The following is a 16,808-nucleotide window of genomic DNA, read 5'->3' as shown; positions in this document are numbered from 1 at the left end:
CCCGGCTGGGTATAAAGGCAAAACCGGTGATCCGGTGCAGGATATGGCTGCGGCTAAAAAGCGTTTAAATTTGCGTAATCCGTGGCACTTGCTGGCCACCGGTTTTGGCAGTGGTTTATTCCCTGTCGGGCCTGGTACCGCGGGCTCCATCGCCGCGATCCCGTTCTGGATTGTCATGACTTACCTGCCGTGGCAGGTGTATTCCATGATCGTCATGTTCAGCATCTGTATCGGCGTGTACCTGTGCCGCCAGACGGCGCGGGACATGCGGGTTCATGACCACGGCAGTATCGTGTGGGATGAATTTGTCGGTATGTGGATCACGCTGATGGCGATCCCGGTAAACGACTGGCGCTGGGTGCTGATCGGGTTTATCGTTTTCCGCGTTTTGGATATCTGGAAACCCTGGCCGATCCGCTGGTTTGACCGCAACGTTCAGGGTGGAATGGGCATCATGATCGACGATGTTGTCGCGGGTGTGTTGGGTGCGGCGATCATCTATCTGGTCGGGCATCATTGGCCAACTGGCCTGTTCTGATCTGTTTCGAATATCAGTAAAAAGGCGTTGCCGGGTTTCCCCTGACAACGCCTTTTTTATGACTCTCAATGAGTTCAATTCACTTCATATTATTTGAAACCGGTGGCTTCGTGCGGCACGTAGGCCATTTCCAGTTCAGCGATTTCTTCAATGGAAAGTTTAATCTCCAGCGCAGCAACGGCATCTTCAAGATGCGCAGGGCGCGAAGCACCGATGATCGGAGCTGTGACGACGTGTTTGCTCAGGATCCACGCCAGTGCGATCTGCGCACGCGGCACACCGTGATCTTCCGCGATTTTGCCCACGCGTTCAGCGATTCTACCGTCCGCTTCATCGGTGGCGTCATACAGCGTTTTGGCAAAATTATCAGAAACTGAACGTGCAGTAGTTTCTCCCCAGGGGCGGGTTAATTTGCCGCGCGCCAGCGGGCTCCACGGCAGCACGGCGATATTTCTTTCCAGACACAGCGGGTACATTTCATTTTCTTCTTCACGCTGGATCAGATTGTATTGATCCTGCATCGACACAAAGCTCGCCCAGCCGTTTTGCGCACAGACATCGAGTGCCTGTTTGAACTGATGCGCATGCATGGACGAAGCACCAATGAACCGCGCTTTACCGGCTTTAACGACGTCATTCAGCGCTTCAAGCGTCTCTTCAATCGGCGTTTCGTAATCCCAGCGATGGATTTGCAACAGATCGACATACTCCATGCCAAGGCGGCGCAGACTGTCGTCGATGGATTGCATAATTGAGGCACGGGAGAGTCCCTGCTTCAGTCCCGTCACCGCGTTGTAGACTTTGGTGGCGACAACAATTTCATCGCGTCTGGCAAAGTCCTTCAGGGCGCGGCCAACGATTTCTTCACTGCTGCCGTCGGAATAACTATTGGCGGTATCGAAGAAATTGATACCGGCGTCAAGTGCCTGTTGGATAATCGGTCGGCTGCTTTCTTCTGGCAGTGTCCAGGCATGGGTTCCGCGATCCGGTTCACCAAACGTCATACAGCCAAGACACAGGCGTGAGACGTTCAGACCGGTTTTTCCTAACGTGGTGTATTGCATGATATCTCCTGGTAAATACAAGTTGATTTCAGAGGCCGTAAAAATGATTAGCACGCTATAACTGTAGCTCACAGAACAGGATGGACGCGTGATAAAGAAGGGAGCGGGGAAGGAAACCCCCCTCTTTCAGACGGAAAGAGGGGAGGGAAATCAGGCCAGCCAGTCAATTATCTGACGGTCGATGCCTTCGGCATCCAGCCCGATATCGTGACGGATTTCGTCCTGGGTGCCTTGTGGAATAAAATTGTCCGCCAGACCGATATTCAGTACCGGTACCAGAATACGTTTGGACATCAGCAGTTCATTCACGCCACTGCCCGCACCGCCCATAATGGCGTTTTCTTCCAGGGTGACCAGTACTTCATGGCTGGCAGCCAGTTCCTGGATCAATGCTTCATCCAGCGGTTTTACAAAGCGCATATCCACGACGGTGGCGTTGCGTTTCTCTGCCGCGGCCAGGGCTTCCGGCAGCAATGTCCCGAAGTTAAGGATGGCGACTTTCTCGCCTTCGCGACGCACAACGGCTTTACCGATTGGCAGTGATGCCAGAGGTTCACAGGCTGCACCCGTTCCGCTACCGCGCGGATAACGCACAGCGACCGGGCCGCTATTATGGTGATATCCGGTATGCAGCATCTGGCGACATTCGTTTTCGTCGCTTGGCGTCATGATGGTCATGTTCGGAATGCAGCGCAGGAAAGAAAGATCGAATGCACCCTGATGGGTTTGTCCGTCAGCGCCGACAATACCGCCGCGGTCGATGGCAAACAACACCGGCAGATTCTGGATCGCCACGTCGTGGATCACCTGATCGTAAGCGCGTTGCAGGAACGTCGAGTAGATCGCGACGATCGGCTTGTATCCGCCAATTGCGAGGCCCGCGGCAAACGTCACCGCGTGTTGTTCGGCAATCGCCACATCGAAATACTGCTGCGGATATTCGCGGGAGAAACGCACCATACCCGAACCTTCACGCATTGCGGGCGTAACAGCCATCAGCTTGCTGTCTTTAGCCGCGGTTTCGCACAACCAGTCACCGAAGATCTTCGAATAGGTCGGAAGGCCTTCTTTGCTTTTCGGCAGCGTGCCGGAAGCCGGATCGAACTTCGGAACTGCATGGAAGCTAATCGGATCTTTTTCGGCCGGCTCGTAGCCTTTGCCTTTTTTGGTCATGATGTGCAGCAATTGCGGGCCTTTCAGGCCACGCATGTTTTTCAGCGTTTGCGTCAGTGCCACCACGTCGTGACCGTCTACCGGCCCAATATAGTTAAAGCCCAGTTCTTCAAACAGCGTGCCCGGCACCATCATGCCTTTCAGGTGTTCTTCGGTACGTCGCACCAGTTCTTTAATCGGTGGCAGACCGGACAGAACTTTCTTGCCGCCTTCACGCAGACGAGAATACAGTTTGCCGGACAACAGCTGTGCCAGATGATTATTCAGCGCCCCGACGTTTTCAGAAATCGACATTTCGTTGTCGTTGAGGATAACCAGCATGTCGGGTTTGATATCGCCCGCATGGTTCATCGCTTCAAACGCCATACCGGCAGTGATCGCGCCATCGCCAATCACACAGACGGTGCGGCGGCCCTTGCCTTCACGTTCAGCGGCAACGGCCATACCCAGACCTGCGCTGATGGATGTCGATGAGTGACCCACGGACAACGTGTCGTATTCGCTTTCGCCGCGCCATGGGAACGGGTGCAAACCGCCTTTCTGGCGGATGGTCGAGATACGATCACGGCGGCCGGTCAGAATTTTATGCGGATAGGCCTGATGGCCGACATCCCAGACAACGTGGTCGAATGGCGTATTGTAGACATAATGCATCGCAACGGTCAGTTCCACCGTCCCCAGACCGGACGCAAAGTGTCCGCTGGACTGGCTGACGCTGGCCAATAAATATTGACGCAGCTCATCGCAGAGCTTAGGCAGACTCTCTTTAGGGAGTGAGCGGAGATCTTCAGGATTCTCCGCCAGCGCCAGTGTCGGGTATTTGGCTAATTCAAGACTCATCAGTTGCTCATAGTAAGTTTAATTATCGCGTTCAATGATAAAGCTGGCTAACGCGAGAAGTGGCGCTGTGTTGTAAGAAAGTGCAGCCAGCTGATCCAGTGCGGAGACGGCTTCCTGATACAGATCCATGGCCTTGGCCTTTGCACCGTCCAACCCCAGCAGGGCAGGGTAGGTACTTTTTCCGAGCTGCTGGTCAGCGCCCTGACGTTTGCCGAGCGTGGCGGTGTCGCCAATCACATCCAGAATATCGTCCTGGACCTGAAACGCTAAGCCAATGGCCTGCGCGTAGTTATCCAGTATAGGCAAAACGGCACGTCCGGTTTCGCCGGCAGCCAGGGCGCCCATGCGCACGGCGGCGCGGATCAGCGCGCCGGTTTTATGGCGGTGAATTTTTTCCAGTGCTTCCAGGCTGACCTGCTGGCCTTCCGCCGCTAAATCCAGAGCCTGACCGCCGCACATGCCGCTGGCGCCGCTGGCGCCGGCCAGTTCGGAAATCATCGCCAGACGATCTTTTACTGCGACGTCCGGCATTTCACTGTCAGCCAGAATTGAGAACGCCAGCGTCTGTAACGCGTCGCCCGCCAGAATCGCATTGGCTTCGCCAAATTTTATGTGGCAGGTCGGCTGACCACGGCGTAAATCGTCGTCGTCCATCGCCGGTAAATCATCATGGATCAGAGAATACGCGTGGATACATTCCACGGCCGCCGCAGGGGCATCAAGATTCTTCAAATCCAGGCTGAACAACTGGCCGCTGGCGTAGACCAGATACGGACGCAGGCGTTTACCGCCGAGCAGCGCGCCGTAGCGCATCGCTTCAACCAGCGGTAAATCGGCCAGCGGCTGCGCGTTGACATACGCCGTTAAGACTTCATCGACGCGCTTTTGCTTCGCGCGCAGCTCATGCGTAAATCCGTCAGCACTGGAAAGGGAAATCGCTTCAGACATGACCTGTTACTCGGCTTCTGGGGTGAACGGGGTCAGCGGAGCATCATTGTCGCTGTCGAGCAGGATCTGAACACGTTGTTCTGCCTGTTGCAGCTTTTGCTGCCCCTGACGTGCCAGCTGAACGCCTTGCTCAAATTCATTGAGTGCATCTTCCAGAGGCAACTCGCCTGATTCGAGGCGGGAAACGATCTGTTCCAGTTCGGCCAGAGCCGTTTCAAAATTGGCAGGTGGTGCAGATTTTTTTGGCATAATTCTCTTTTAATATCGTTGATCAGAATGGATGATCGAAGTACTGAGGCGGCAGAGTCAGCGCTCGGCCTCAAGAGACATTCCTGTTCAGCATGACATCAGCTGCAGGGTTTTGTGCACAGAGTACCCATTTTAAGTGATATACTCTGCGCCGCAGATATTATTGCTAAGCCTAATGTGACACATATCGAACATCTGGCTTAGCAATAATAGGATCCTAGATCCTTATTCAGCGACTTACTACCCCGATTTTTCACCCGCTAACAAAAGACTGCCATGAAGTTTATCATTAAATTGTTCCCTGAAATCACCATCAAGAGCCAATCTGTGCGTTTGCGCTTCATTAAGATCCTCTCAAGCAGCATCCGCAACGTTGTGCGGCCGCATGATGAGACGCTGGCGGTAGTCCGTCACTGGGATCATATCGAAGTTCGCAGCAAAGACGAAAGTAAACACGACCTGATCCAGGAATTGCTCTGCCGCATTCCGGGTATCCGTTATGTTGAAGAAGTCGAAGACCGTCCTTACACCGACGTTCACAGCATTTTCGAGCAAACCCTTGAAGCTTATCGTTCTGAAGTGGAAGGCAAAACCTTCTGCGTGCGTGTTAAACGTCGTGGCACACATGACTTCACCTCTACTGAAGTGGAACGTTACGTCGGCGGCGGTCTGAATCAGCACATTGAATCGGCGAAGGTCAGCCTGAAGGATCCGCAGGTTACGGTGAAACTGGAAATCAACGACGATAAGCTGGTGCTGGTGAAAAGCCGCCTGGAGGGTCAGGGTGGTTATCCGATTGGCACGCAGGAAGATGTGCTTTCGCTGATTTCCGGCGGTTTCGATTCCGGCGTATCCAGTTATATGCTGATGCGTCGCGGTTGTCGTGTGCATTACTGCTTCTTTAATCTTGGCGGTGCAGCGCACGAAATCGGCGTGAAACAGGTGGCGCATTATCTGTGGAACCGTTTTGGCAGCTCGCACCGTGTGCGCTTCATTGCGGTAGATTTCGAGCCGGTTGTCGGTGAAATACTTGAAAAAATCGAAGATGGTCAGATGGGCGTGGTGCTCAAACGCATGATGGTACGTGCGGCCTCTTCCATTGCTGAGCGTTACGGCGTGCAGGCGCTGGTCACCGGCGAAGCGCTGGGGCAGGTTTCCAGCCAGACGCTGACTAACCTGCGTCTGATCGACAACGTTTCCGACACGCTGATCCTGCGTCCGCTGATTTCTCACGATAAAGAGCACATCATCAAGATTGCACGTGAAATCGGTACCGAAGATTTTGCGAAAACCATGCCGGAATATTGCGGCGTGATTTCGAAAAGTCCGACAGTGAAAGCGGTGAAAGCCAAGATCGAAGCCGAAGAAGCGATGTTCGATTTCGACATTCTGGACAAAGTGGTCAGCGAAGCGCGTAATGTTGATATTCGCGAAATCGCCACGCAGGCCGCAGAAGTGGTACCGGAAGTCGAAACCGTGGCGGAGTTTACTTCAACTGATATCGTGCTGGATGTGCGTGCGCCTGACGAAGTGGAAGCGCAGCCGCTGGCATTGGAAAACGTTGAAGTGAAGCCGTTAGCTTTCTACAAGCTGGCGACTCAGTTTGGCTCACTTGACCAGAGCAAAACCTATCTGCTGTATTGCGACCGAGGTGTCATGAGCCGTTTGCAGGCGCTTTATCTGAAAGAACAGGGCTTTGATAACGTAAAAGTTTATCGCCCATAGTTTTTTTAGCGTCAGCCAAAATAATGGGGTTCAGCAATGCTGAGCCCCTTTTTTTGATCGAATTATTCTGAGTATCTTGTGGCTCAGGATTCCCGTGCGCCTTCATCGGTGTAGTTATAAATTCCCGGTGCAAGCACCAGCTGCGCGGCAATCTCTGCGGCTTTGGTTTTTCCCAGCAGCAGATCGATAATCTTCAGGGCGAACTCCATGGACGTTCCCGGCCCCTGGCTGGTGAGCAGATTCACGCGAGGATCGAAAATTACCCGGCGATCTGACCATTTATTTGGATCGATTTTATCCCTCAGGCCAGGGAAACCGGTCATATTGCCGACCGGGAATAGGTCATGGTATTCCAGCACCAGTGCGGGCGCAGCACAGATAGCAGCAACAATTTTGCCGCTGACATGCATCTGACGGACTTTTTCCACCAGCAGCGGACTTTCGCTGAAACAGGTCGCGCCGCCAAGGCCGCCGGGCAACACAATCACGTCATGGTCATCATCTGCGACATCCACCAGTGCAACATCCGCCAGAATACGCACGCCGCGCGAGCAGCGGATTTCCAGATTGCCATCCCCCGCGACGCTGGCAGTGGTGACGTTAATGCCTGCCCGCACCAGCAAATCAATCGCGGTAACGGCTTCTATTTCTTCGCTACCAGGTGCCAGGCAGACCAGAACTGACGCGCTCATAATCGTTTTCCTTTCTCTTAATCTGTTCAAATAAGCGGGTATTGATCGGCAGTGTCAGACCGAATTTGCGCCCGCGACGCAGAAGATAGCCGGTAATGTAATCAATTTCGGTATGACGCTGGTTGCGGATATCCTGCAACATCGACGAATGGTTGGCGGAAGTCGATTCAATCACCTGATAGACGAAGCTGAGCAGCGAATCTCTGTGAATTTCGACGCCCTCAATGGCCATGACCTGCGCGACTTCCTGACTGATTTGCTCGATCTGGTCGGCATACGCCAGCAGGTCACCATTGGTACAATTATACAGCGCCGTCAGCGGATTGATGACGCAGTTCACCGCCAGTTTATTCCACAGCGATGGCTTAATGTTGTCATGCCAGGCGACATCCGGTAAGGCATTATGCAGCGTATCCGCCAGCGAACTGAGCGCCGCTCCGCGCGGCGTCACCGGCCCGATGTGTGTCGCTCCCGTCGCCACATGGACAATCGAATTACCTTCATGACGCGCCGCATGGGTCGTTGCGCCCTGTAAAATTGCCAGCCGGTTAGCCGGTAATTCATCGACGGTACCCATGCCGTTATGCAGCAGTAAAATTGCGCAATTATCATTAAGCATCGGCATCAATGTGCTGACCGCGCCGGAAACCTGCCATGCTTTCAGCGTGACCAGCAGTAATTCACTCTGCGCGAGATGTTCCGGATCGTTAGTCGTCATGTTGCGGTTAAAAGCAATGCCTTCTGGGGAGATGACGTTAACGGCGCAAAAAGGCTGAGGGATACGGATCCATCCCTGAACGTCGTGACCTTGCTGATAAAGGGTTGAAAGCCAAAGTTGTCCCAGTGCACCGCAACCCAATACTGTTATTTTCATTATGCCTCCCGGGATGTGGGGCAAATTACGCCCGCTAAATCGGCTGTAGAAAGAATATTCTGCTGTCCGGTTATCTTATTAGTATAGACATTCGTGCTGTACATCACATTTCCACCTGCACTTTTTGACCATCGGAGCATTTTATGTTCGGTGCTTTGCTGTTGTTTGGCATCGACGGTTGAAGGCGGTATTATGCACGCCATATTACGTGCAATACAAAAACTACAGGGAGAAGCGATTATGCCGTCTTTTGACATTGTTTCCGAAATCGACATGCAGGAAGTGCGCAATGCCGTGGAAAATGCCAGCCGTGAACTGCAAACCCGCTGGGATTTCCGTAACATTCCGGCCAGCTTCGATCTCAACGAGAAAAACGAGAGTATCAAAGTGGCCAGTGAATCTGACTTTCAGGTCAATCAGCTGGTCGATATTCTGCGTGAGAAGCTAGCCAAACGTGGTATTGAAGGCGGAGCGCTGGAAATTCCTGAGCAGATGGAGCACAGCGGTAAAACCTACAGCGTGGACGCCAAACTGCATTCTGGTATTGAATCCGCGCTGGCGAAGAAAATCGTCAAGCTGATCAAAGACAGTAAAATCAAAGTGCAGGCGCAGGTGCAGGGCGATGAAGTTCGCGTCACCGGCAAAGCGCGTGATGATTTGCAAGCCGTGATGGCACTGGTTAAAAAAGGTGATCTGGGCCAGCCCTTCCAGTTCAAAAACTTCAGAGATTAATAGCCGTCGTTCTTTGAACTGCAAATGCGTTGGCTGCATTCAGTAACCCGAATCACTTACTCCAGTAAGCTCATCGGGTTCCTTCATTTGCCGCCTTCCTGCAGCTCAAATTACTTGGCTCTTTGCCATTAAGATTGGGACGCATTGCGTCCCTTTTTTATGGCAGTTACTTCGGCTGGCGCAGTCTTTTCACCAGTTCAAAGTCTTTAAAGTAAACCGGTTTGTCGTACTGCATCGAGAGATTTCCGGCAATCCCGGTGAGGATCGACATCGCTCCGGCGCGGTGATCGGCGGCACGTTTTAACGGATCGTCTTTACGCTCGCCGAATAAGTCTTCCAGCATGGCATTATCGCCACCGCCGTGACCGCCTTCTCCCAGCTGGAATTCTGCTTTCCAGGGTTCTGCAAATAACGGGTAAACCGTGATTTCTGCCTTCTCAATACTGCCTTCGTTTTCACGTTTGCCACCGGCATTCACGTAAGACATCTCGACTATTTTCATCTCAATGCGGCCTTTGGTACCGTTGAACACCACATTTAGACCTTCCCATGGCAGATACGCATTCAGCGAATAGGTCAGCTGAACCTTATTCTGGTATTTCACCAGCACCGACAGCGTATCTTCAATGTTGATGCCGTCGCTGAATACACTCTGGTCACGGAAATAGTTATCTTCATGCTCAGCATCCAGATACAGCGCTTTGAGCTGGGCGCTGTCCTCCATGTGCAATGCAAAAGGATCCTTAGTTGCCTGCGGATAGCCATGTGCACGCGGATAGGATCCGGTCACGCCGCGCTTCTCTGCATTCTCTCTGCCGTAAAAACGCAGGTCGCCCTGGGCATACACTTTCTCGGGCGTACTGTTTAGCCAGAAGTTCATCAGGTCGAAATGGTGGGTGGATTTGTGCACCAGCAAACCGCCGGAATTGCGTTTTTCGCGGTGCCAGCGACGGAAATAATCTGCGCCATGTTCGGTATTGAGCAACCATTCAAAATGCACAGACAGCACTTCGCCGATGGTTTCCTGCATCAGCAGTTCACGCAGTTTGCTGTGATGTGGCGCATAGCGATAGTTGAAAGCCACGCGAACCTGATAACCCGTGGCGTCCACGGCATCCAGAATACGCAGCGCGCGCTGTTCATCGATGGTCATCGGCTTTTCAGTAATGACGTCACAACCGGCGTGCAGGGCGCGGACGATGTAATCGTCGTGCGTGCGGTCCATGCTGGTGACAATCACGATATCCGGCTTAGTTTCATCGAGCATCGTATTGAAATCAGCGGCTTTCCAGGTCGGTACCCGGCGTATGCCGCTCTGCTCTAACTGGCGGTTTGCGTAATCCATTCGCGTCTGGTTTGTGTCACAGAAGGCCACAAATTTAGCGTTGTGGCGGTACTTGCCGGTGATCGCTTCAATGTATAAACCCGAGCGACCGCCGGTGCCCACGAGAGCATATGTTTTCATGAGATCCTCAAAAGGCCCGAAAGCCGTCATCACTGACAAAAATTTTTGTTAAGGAATTCTTGAGGATAATGATTATTGGGGTTTTTTAAGTGAGGGGGGTCACGCAGCGGGAATAAAAATGAAACGCTGTGCCACTTTGCAGGCACAGCGTGTTTTTCAGGAGAGCTCAGAAGAGCGTCAGGCAGCGCTGACCAGTTGTTCGAGGGCTTTACGGTTGGTTTGCTTAGTATCGACCTTCACGTAGGCGCTGAATTCTTCCGGGACAACCACAGCTTCTGCCACGCCAGGCTGCGCGAGGATACGTGCCTGAAGTGCGGAATCTTTCACTGCCAGCTCCGACAACGTAATGCGCAGGCTGCTGACGTAAGGCGGTTCGGTCATGGTAGAGCTGACCAACAGCCAAACCACGGCAATGGCCGCACAGACCAGAAATACTGCACCGGCTCCCACGTGTCCGTAAACATAACCGCCTAAGCTGCCGCCAATCGCCACACCGATAAACTGGCTGGTGGAGTAAAGTCCCATCGCGGTGCCTTTATAGCCCGCAGGCGATTCTTTACTGATAAGCGAGGGCAGAATCGCTTCCATCACGTTGAACGCCAGGAAGAATAACTGGATACCGGCAATCACTGCCCATAAATGCAGTCCTGCCGACCACAGCACGATTTCTGCCAGCAGCAATACCGCGACGCAACCCATGAACACCTGTTTCATGTGGCGTTTTTTCTCGGCATAGATAATGATCGGAATGACAGCGACAAAAGAGGTCAGCATGGTCACCAGATAAACGCGCCAGTGTTCACTCGGCGGGAATCCGGCATGTTCCATCACCTGCGGTAACACCACAAAACTCGACATCAGCAATATGTGCAGACACATAATCCCGAAGTTAAGTTTCAGCAGTTTGGCGTTGCTCAGCACTTTACCGAAACTGCCTTTCACCATGCTCGATTCACGATTAAGAACATGAGTAGCAGGGGAGGGCACCACGGCAAGGGTGATTATGATGCCGAGAATGGTCAGTACTGCGATCGCCCAGAACAGGGCATGTAAGCCCCAGGCGTGAGTGATGATCGGGCCGAGCACCATCGCAATTGCAAAGGTAATGCCAAAACTGATGCCAATAAACGCCATCGCTTTGGTGCGGTTTTGTTCGCGGGTCAGGTCAGAAAGCAGAGCCATTACGGCGGCGGCAATAGCGCCTGAGCCTTGCAGGGCACGACCAATGATCACACCCCAGATAGATTCGGTTGAAGCAGCCACAATGCTGCCGATGCAGAAGATGACCAGACCAAAGACGATCAGTGGTTTGCGGCCAACGCGGTCAGAAAGCAGTCCAAAGGGGATCTGGAAAACGGCCTGTGACAGTCCGTAAATACCGATGGCGATGCCGATCAGTGTTTCGCTAGCGCCCGAGAGTTTCATGCCATAGGTGGTAAGCACCGGCAGAACCATGAACATGCCAAGCATGCGCAAAGAAAATACAGTCCCTAGTCCCCATGTAGCCCGGCTTTCCTGCGGGGTCATCTGGTTATCGTTCACATTACTACCTCAAAATAACAATCCGACAGTTTAATGATTAAGCCGGCCTGGGTAAAACGATGGATCTTTAACAGATATTACGGGATTTGCCTGACAGACAGAGCAAAAGAAAAGGCCAGTATTGCTACTGGCCTTTCGCTATGATTTCAGAGCATTACACTGAATTATGTGTTACCAAACGTAGGTCAGCATCGATGCCGGTGCAGAATTAAAATCCACGGACATCATGAAGCTCAGTGACATGATGGTGATGATGGAGAAACCAAACAGTTTTCTCGCCCACACCACGTCGTTTTCCGTCTTGTAACCCTTCAGTGCCATGCCCAGCCACCAGATACTGACAGCGGCGGCAACAACCAGGTATTTATAACCTGCGTAACCGCTCAGGGTCAGCATCAGCGTCGCAATCATAAACGCCAGAATGTAGACGATAATATGATGCTTGGCGACGGAGATGCCTTTCACCACTGGCAGAACCGGGATGCCTGCTGCCTGATAATCTTTAAAGCGGAAGATGGCAATCGCGTACGAATGCGGCATCTGCCACAGGCTGAAGATCAGAAGCAGGATCAGGGCACCGGTATCGAACTGGCCTGAAACGGCGCAGTAACCGATAACCGGTGGCGCTGCGCCAGACAAGCTGCCGATCAACGTGCCGTATACCGAGTTGCGTTTCATGTACAGGCTGTAAACGCCGACATAAACCACAAAGCCCATCACTGCCAGCCACATCGCCAGCGGATTTGCTCCGATATACAACAACGCAAAGCCCGCAATACCCAGAATGGTCGCGTAAACTAGGCTTGTTTTCGGCGGAATAAGCCCTTTCACCAGGACCCGGTTCTTCGTTCTTTCCATGATCCGGTCGATGTCGCGGTCAATAAAGTTGTTAAATACACAACCCGATGCGACAACCAGCGAAACACCCACCAAAGTGGCGAGAAAGAGTGGGAAGTCGATGCTGCCTTTGGCAGCAAGGAGGAATCCCCCGATGACAGAAATTAAGTTGCCGAAAATAATTCCTGGTTTCGTTACTTGCAGGTATTGCTTAATCATCACGTGCAGCTCGGCTCTTTAACTGACCATCATATTGAGGTTGAGGTTATACATAATCCACAATGAGCCCACAACGACGATAAAGATAATCACAGCGGTGAACAGAAGTGCCACCAGGTTCCAGCGCTCTTCCGACGACGTATTCATGTGCAGGAAGAACACCAGATGGACAACGATCTGGATGATTGCGGAGGCAACCACGGTACCCAGGATCAGTGAATGTGATGCCGTGTCGGTCATGACCATGGCAAACGGGATCACCGTCAGGATAACCGACAAGATGAAGCCAATAGCGTATGACTTCAGGCTGCCGTGGCTTGCGCCACCATGGGAAGTAGCAGAATGACTCATTACATCGCTCCCATCAGATAAACAACGGTAAACACGCAGATCCACACCACGTCCAGGAAGTGCCAGAACAGGCTCAGACACATCAGACGGGTTTTGTTAACTTCAGTCAGACCGCGACGAGAAACCTGAACCATCATGGTCAGGATCCAAATCAGACCACAGGTCACGTGCAGACCATGGGTCGCGACCAGCGCAAAGAAGCCAGACAGGAAACCACTGCGCTGCGGGCCAAAGCCTTCAGCAATCAGGTGATGGAATTCATAGAGTTCCATCCCGATGAAGCCTAAACCGAACAGGAATGTCAGGAACAACCAGCCTTTAACGCCAGCTGTGTTTCCCTTGTTCATGGCCAGCATTGCAAAGCCGTAAGTGATACTACTGAACAGCAGGCAGAACGTTTCTACCAGCACGAACGGCAGTTCAAAAATGTCTTTACCAGAGGGACCGCCAGCGGTCCCGTTTACCAGTACCGCATACGTTGCGAACAGGCTCGCAAACAGGATGCAGTCACTCATCAGGTAGATCCAGAAGCCGAAGACTTTGGTTGCACCTGCATCGTGGTGCCCATGCTCAGCATGGGCCTCATCGTGGTGAGTCAGAGTATCAGTTGCCATGTTTCACACCTGCTTTACGGATTTGTTCATAATGTTGGTTTTCAATACGTTCCACTTCTTCAACTGGCACGTAGTAATCAACATCTTCGTCGAAGCTTTTCGCAATCCAGGTCCCGGCCAGGGCAATGAAGGTTACTGCAGCCAGCCACCAGATATCCCAGATTAATGCGAAACCACAAACCAGACTCAGCATAGCGATGATGAAACCGGCGCCGCTGTTACGTGGCATATGAATCGGTTCATATTTAGCAGGCTGTTTGTAAGCGGTACCTTTCTCTTTCATGTCCCAGAACTCATCACGGTCGTGAATTTGCGGCACGATAGCGAAGTTGTAGAACGGAGGAGGAGAAGAGGTTGACCACTCTAGAGTACGAGCACCCCAAGGGTCACCGGTCAGATCACGGTTCTGGTCGCGGTCGCGAACAGAGACGAAGATCATGATCAGCTGGCAGAGGATACCGATAGCAATCAGCGCTGCACCGCATGCCGCAACAACCAGCAGCGGGTGGAACTCAGGATCGATATTCTGGCTGACGCGACGGGTCATACCCATGAAGCCCAGTGCATACAGTGGCATGAACGCAACGAAGAAGCCGATGATCCAGAACCAGAATGAACGCACACCCCATTTTTCGTTCAGCGTGAAGCCGAAGGATTTAGGGAACCAGTAAGTCAGACCTGCGAAGCAACCGAAGACCACACCACCGATGATAACGTTATGGAAGTGGGCAATCAGGAACAGACTGTTGTGCAGCACGAAGTCAGCACCGGGAACTGCCAGCAGTACGCCGGTCATACCACCTACAGAGAAGGTGACAATGAAGCCAACGGTCCACAGCATCGCGGCATTGAGCGTGATACGGCCCTGATACATGGTGAACAGCCAGTTGAAGATTTTTACCCCAGTCGGGATAGAAATGATCATCGTCATGATGCCGAAGAAGGCATTGACGTTAGCGCCTGAACCCATGGTGAAGAAGTGGTGCAGCCAAACGACGAACGACAACACGGTGATGGCGATGGTTGCCCATACCAGCGAGGTGTAACCGAACAGACGTTTTTTGGAGAAGGTTGCGGTAACTTCCGAGAACACACCAAATACTGGCAGAACCAAAATGTACACTTCCGGATGGCCCCAGGCCCAAATCAGGTTGATGTACATCATCATGTTGCCGCCCATATCATTCGTGAAGAAATGGGTGCCCAGATAACGGTCTAAAGTCAGCAGTGCAATGGTCACGGTCAGAATCGGGAAGGACACGATAATCAACACGTTGGTGCACAGTGCGGCCCAGGTAAATACCGGCATTTTCATCAGCGGCATACCAGGTGCGCGCATCTTCAGGATGGTCGCAAAGAAGTTAACACCGGTCAGCAAGGTACCAATACCGGATATCTGGAGACTCCAGATCCAGTAATCTACCCCGACCCCCGGACTGTATTCCTTACCTGACAGTGGCGGATAGGCCAACCAACCGGTTTGTGCGAACTCACCGACACCCAGAGAGATGTTGATAAGCACGACAGCAGCGGCGGTAAACCAGAAGCTCACGTTGTTCAGGAACGGGAACGCAACGTCGCGCGCACCGATTTGCAAAGGAACAACCACGTTCATCAGACCGATTACGAAAGGCATCGCCATGAAGAAGATCATGATTACGCCATGCGCGGTAAAGATTTGGTCGTAGTGATGAGGGGGCAGGAAGCCCGGTTCGCCTGCGGAAGCAAGAACCTGCTGGCTACGCATCATGATGGCATCGGCAAAGCCACGCAACAGCATGACGAAGGCCAGAATGATATACATGATACCTAATTTTTTGTGGTCGACGGAGGTCAGCCACTCGGACCACAGATACTTCCACTTACCGAAATAGGTGATGCCGGCAACTACTGCCAGGCCACCGATGATAATCGCGGCAACTGTGACCATGATAATCGGTTCATGATACGGAACCGAATCAAGCGTTAATTTTCCGAACATCGTTTATTCCTCGGCTCCGGCTGCGTGAGACTGTCCACCCATATCCATGCCTTTCATGTCACTGCCGGCTGGCATTGGCATGGTGTGACCTTCTGGCGCTGCCTTCATGTCATGCATGGAGTATTTGCCAATGATTTCTTTGAACAAACCTGGTTTTGCAACAGAGAAGTATTCGACCGGGTTGTCGATACTCTGTGCTGCCAGTTTGTTGAAGTCATCAGTGGTTGCCAGTTGGTTCGGTGCGCTTTTCACTTTCGCTACCCAGGTGTCGAAATCGGCACGGGTTGGCGTCGCAATCGTGTTGAACTTCATGCCAGAGAAGCCGCGGCCGCTGAAGCTTGCTGAGATGCCCTTATAGGTACCCGCTTCATTTGCAATCAAGTGCAACTGAGTCTGCATACCGGCCATCGCATAAATCTGCCCGCCTAACTGAGGAATAAAGAACGAGTTCATCACAGAGTCAGAAGTGACTTTGAACTGAACCGGCACATCTTTAGGAATGACGAGTTCGTTAACGGTAGCGATGCCCTGTTCCGGATAAATGAACAACCATTTCCAGTCCAGAGAAACGACTTCAACCGTCATCGGTTTTTCGTCAGACACGATTGGCTTGAACGGATCAAGCGAGTGGGTGGTTTTCCAGGTAATCGTTGCCAGAATGGCAATGATAATAATTGGAACTGTCCAAACGACGGCTTCAATTTTGTTGGAGTGGGACCAATCAGGACTGTATTTTGCTTTTGTGTTGGAAGCACGATACTTCCACGCAAAGACAAACGCCATGATAATAACTGGTATAACAACGATCAGCATTAAACCGATAGCGGTTAAAATCAGCGTTCTCTGCTCGAGTCCAATTGCTCCCTTGGGATCCATCAATGCCGTATTGCAACCGCTCAACAATAACGCGGAGGCAAATAAGGACAACATCCCAATACTTTTATTGTATTTCTTAAGTCTCATC

The 16,808-nt window shown here is 52.2% G+C and carries 16 protein-coding genes; 3 read left to right on the top strand and 13 right to left on the bottom strand.

Annotated features, from left to right (window positions below):
- The first annotated feature begins 43 nt into the window (after nt 1-43).
- Nucleotides 44-538 carry a phosphatidylglycerophosphatase A gene (gene pgpA, locus D5398_RS04100; RefSeq protein ID WP_120506683.1) on the top strand — a complete coding sequence of 165 codons (495 nt, stop codon included), beginning with the start codon at nt 44-46 and terminating at the stop codon, nt 536-538.
- Between the two features lie 89 nt (nt 539-627).
- Here pgpA and D5398_RS04095 read toward each other — a convergent pair whose 3' ends face one another.
- The 4 genes from D5398_RS04095 to xseB all read right to left on the bottom strand — a co-directional run bounded on the left by D5398_RS04095 (nt 628) and on the right by xseB (nt 4,812).
- Nucleotides 628-1,602 carry an aldo/keto reductase gene (locus tag D5398_RS04095; RefSeq protein WP_120506438.1) on the bottom strand — a complete coding sequence of 325 codons (975 nt, stop codon included), beginning with the start codon at nt 1,600-1,602 and terminating at the stop codon, nt 628-630.
- A gap of 150 nt (nt 1,603-1,752) precedes the next feature.
- Nucleotides 1,753-3,615 (bottom strand): 1-deoxy-D-xylulose-5-phosphate synthase, encoded by a 1,863-nt coding sequence (gene dxs, locus D5398_RS04090; RefSeq protein WP_120506437.1) that lies wholly within the window; start codon nt 3,613-3,615, stop codon nt 1,753-1,755.
- 18 nt (nt 3,616-3,633) lie between these two features.
- Nucleotides 3,634-4,563: a (2E,6E)-farnesyl diphosphate synthase gene (gene ispA, locus D5398_RS04085; protein WP_120506436.1), complete on the bottom strand. Its 930-nt coding sequence runs from the start codon at nt 4,561-4,563 to the stop codon at nt 3,634-3,636.
- Nucleotides 4,564-4,569: 6 nt separating this feature from the next.
- A complete protein-coding gene (gene xseB / locus D5398_RS04080) occupies nt 4,570-4,812 on the bottom strand; it encodes an exodeoxyribonuclease VII small subunit (RefSeq protein WP_013576657.1) in 243 nt (80 codons plus the stop codon).
- A 276-nt stretch (nt 4,813-5,088) separates the two neighbouring features.
- Between xseB and thiI the strand changes: the two genes are divergently transcribed.
- Nucleotides 5,089-6,537: a tRNA uracil 4-sulfurtransferase ThiI gene (gene thiI, locus D5398_RS04075; RefSeq protein ID WP_120506435.1), complete on the top strand. Its 1,449-nt coding sequence runs from the start codon at nt 5,089-5,091 to the stop codon at nt 6,535-6,537.
- Between the two features lie 83 nt (nt 6,538-6,620).
- On the opposite strand, the gene yajL is transcribed toward thiI, so the two are convergent.
- Both yajL and panE read right to left on the bottom strand, forming a co-directional pair.
- Nucleotides 6,621-7,229 carry a protein deglycase YajL gene (gene yajL, locus D5398_RS04070; RefSeq protein ID WP_120506434.1) on the bottom strand — a complete coding sequence of 203 codons (609 nt, stop codon included), beginning with the start codon at nt 7,227-7,229 and terminating at the stop codon, nt 6,621-6,623.
- The gene (panE, locus tag D5398_RS04065) at nt 7,192-8,103 is read right to left on the bottom strand and encodes a 2-dehydropantoate 2-reductase (protein WP_120506433.1); all 912 of its coding nucleotides are present in this window, start codon (nt 8,101-8,103) and stop codon (nt 7,192-7,194) included. The genes yajL and panE overlap by 38 nt, the downstream gene beginning before the upstream one ends.
- 240 nt (nt 8,104-8,343) lie before the next feature.
- On the opposite strand from panE, the gene D5398_RS04060 reads away from it, so the two are divergent.
- A complete protein-coding gene (locus D5398_RS04060) occupies nt 8,344-8,835 on the top strand; it encodes a YajQ family cyclic di-GMP-binding protein (RefSeq protein ID WP_015698330.1) in 492 nt (163 codons plus the stop codon).
- Between the two features lie 166 nt (nt 8,836-9,001).
- On the opposite strand, the gene D5398_RS04055 is transcribed toward D5398_RS04060, so the two are convergent.
- The 7 genes from D5398_RS04055 to cyoA form a co-directional block, all read right to left on the bottom strand.
- The gene (locus D5398_RS04055) at nt 9,002-10,300 is read right to left on the bottom strand and encodes a Gfo/Idh/MocA family protein (protein WP_120506682.1); all 1,299 of its coding nucleotides are present in this window, start codon (nt 10,298-10,300) and stop codon (nt 9,002-9,004) included.
- A 177-nt stretch (nt 10,301-10,477) separates the two neighbouring features.
- Nucleotides 10,478-11,842, bottom strand: a complete 1,365-nt coding sequence (locus D5398_RS04050; RefSeq protein ID WP_162940713.1) for an MFS transporter — start codon at nt 11,840-11,842, stop codon at nt 10,478-10,480.
- Between the two features lie 171 nt (nt 11,843-12,013).
- Nucleotides 12,014-12,898, bottom strand: coding sequence for a heme o synthase (gene cyoE / locus D5398_RS04045; protein WP_120506432.1), 885 nt, complete (start codon nt 12,896-12,898; stop codon nt 12,014-12,016).
- Between the two features lie 18 nt (nt 12,899-12,916).
- Nucleotides 12,917-13,249: a cytochrome o ubiquinol oxidase subunit IV gene (locus D5398_RS04040; protein ID WP_013576648.1), complete on the bottom strand. Its 333-nt coding sequence runs from the start codon at nt 13,247-13,249 to the stop codon at nt 12,917-12,919.
- The gene (locus D5398_RS04035; protein WP_120133542.1) at nt 13,249-13,863 is read right to left on the bottom strand and encodes a cytochrome o ubiquinol oxidase subunit III; all 615 of its coding nucleotides are present in this window, start codon (nt 13,861-13,863) and stop codon (nt 13,249-13,251) included. The genes D5398_RS04040 and D5398_RS04035 overlap by 1 nt, the downstream gene beginning before the upstream one ends.
- Complete coding sequence (cyoB, locus tag D5398_RS04030) at nt 13,853-15,844, bottom strand: cytochrome o ubiquinol oxidase subunit I (protein ID WP_120506431.1); 1,992 nt, start codon at nt 15,842-15,844, stop codon at nt 13,853-13,855. Before cyoB ends, D5398_RS04035 begins: the two co-directional genes overlap by 11 nt.
- 3 nt (nt 15,845-15,847) lie before the next feature.
- Nucleotides 15,848-16,807 carry a cytochrome o ubiquinol oxidase subunit II gene (gene cyoA / locus D5398_RS04025; RefSeq protein ID WP_120506430.1) on the bottom strand — a complete coding sequence of 320 codons (960 nt, stop codon included), beginning with the start codon at nt 16,805-16,807 and terminating at the stop codon, nt 15,848-15,850.
- Nucleotide 16,808 lies beyond the last annotated feature (1 nt).

The organism is Rahnella bruchi, assembly GCF_003614975.1.
In the GTDB taxonomy this organism is placed as follows: domain Bacteria; phylum Pseudomonadota; class Gammaproteobacteria; order Enterobacterales; family Enterobacteriaceae; genus Rahnella; species Rahnella bruchi.
The sequence above is the reverse complement of the archived record's forward strand: the minus strand, read 5'-3'. Positions and strand labels throughout refer to the sequence as shown.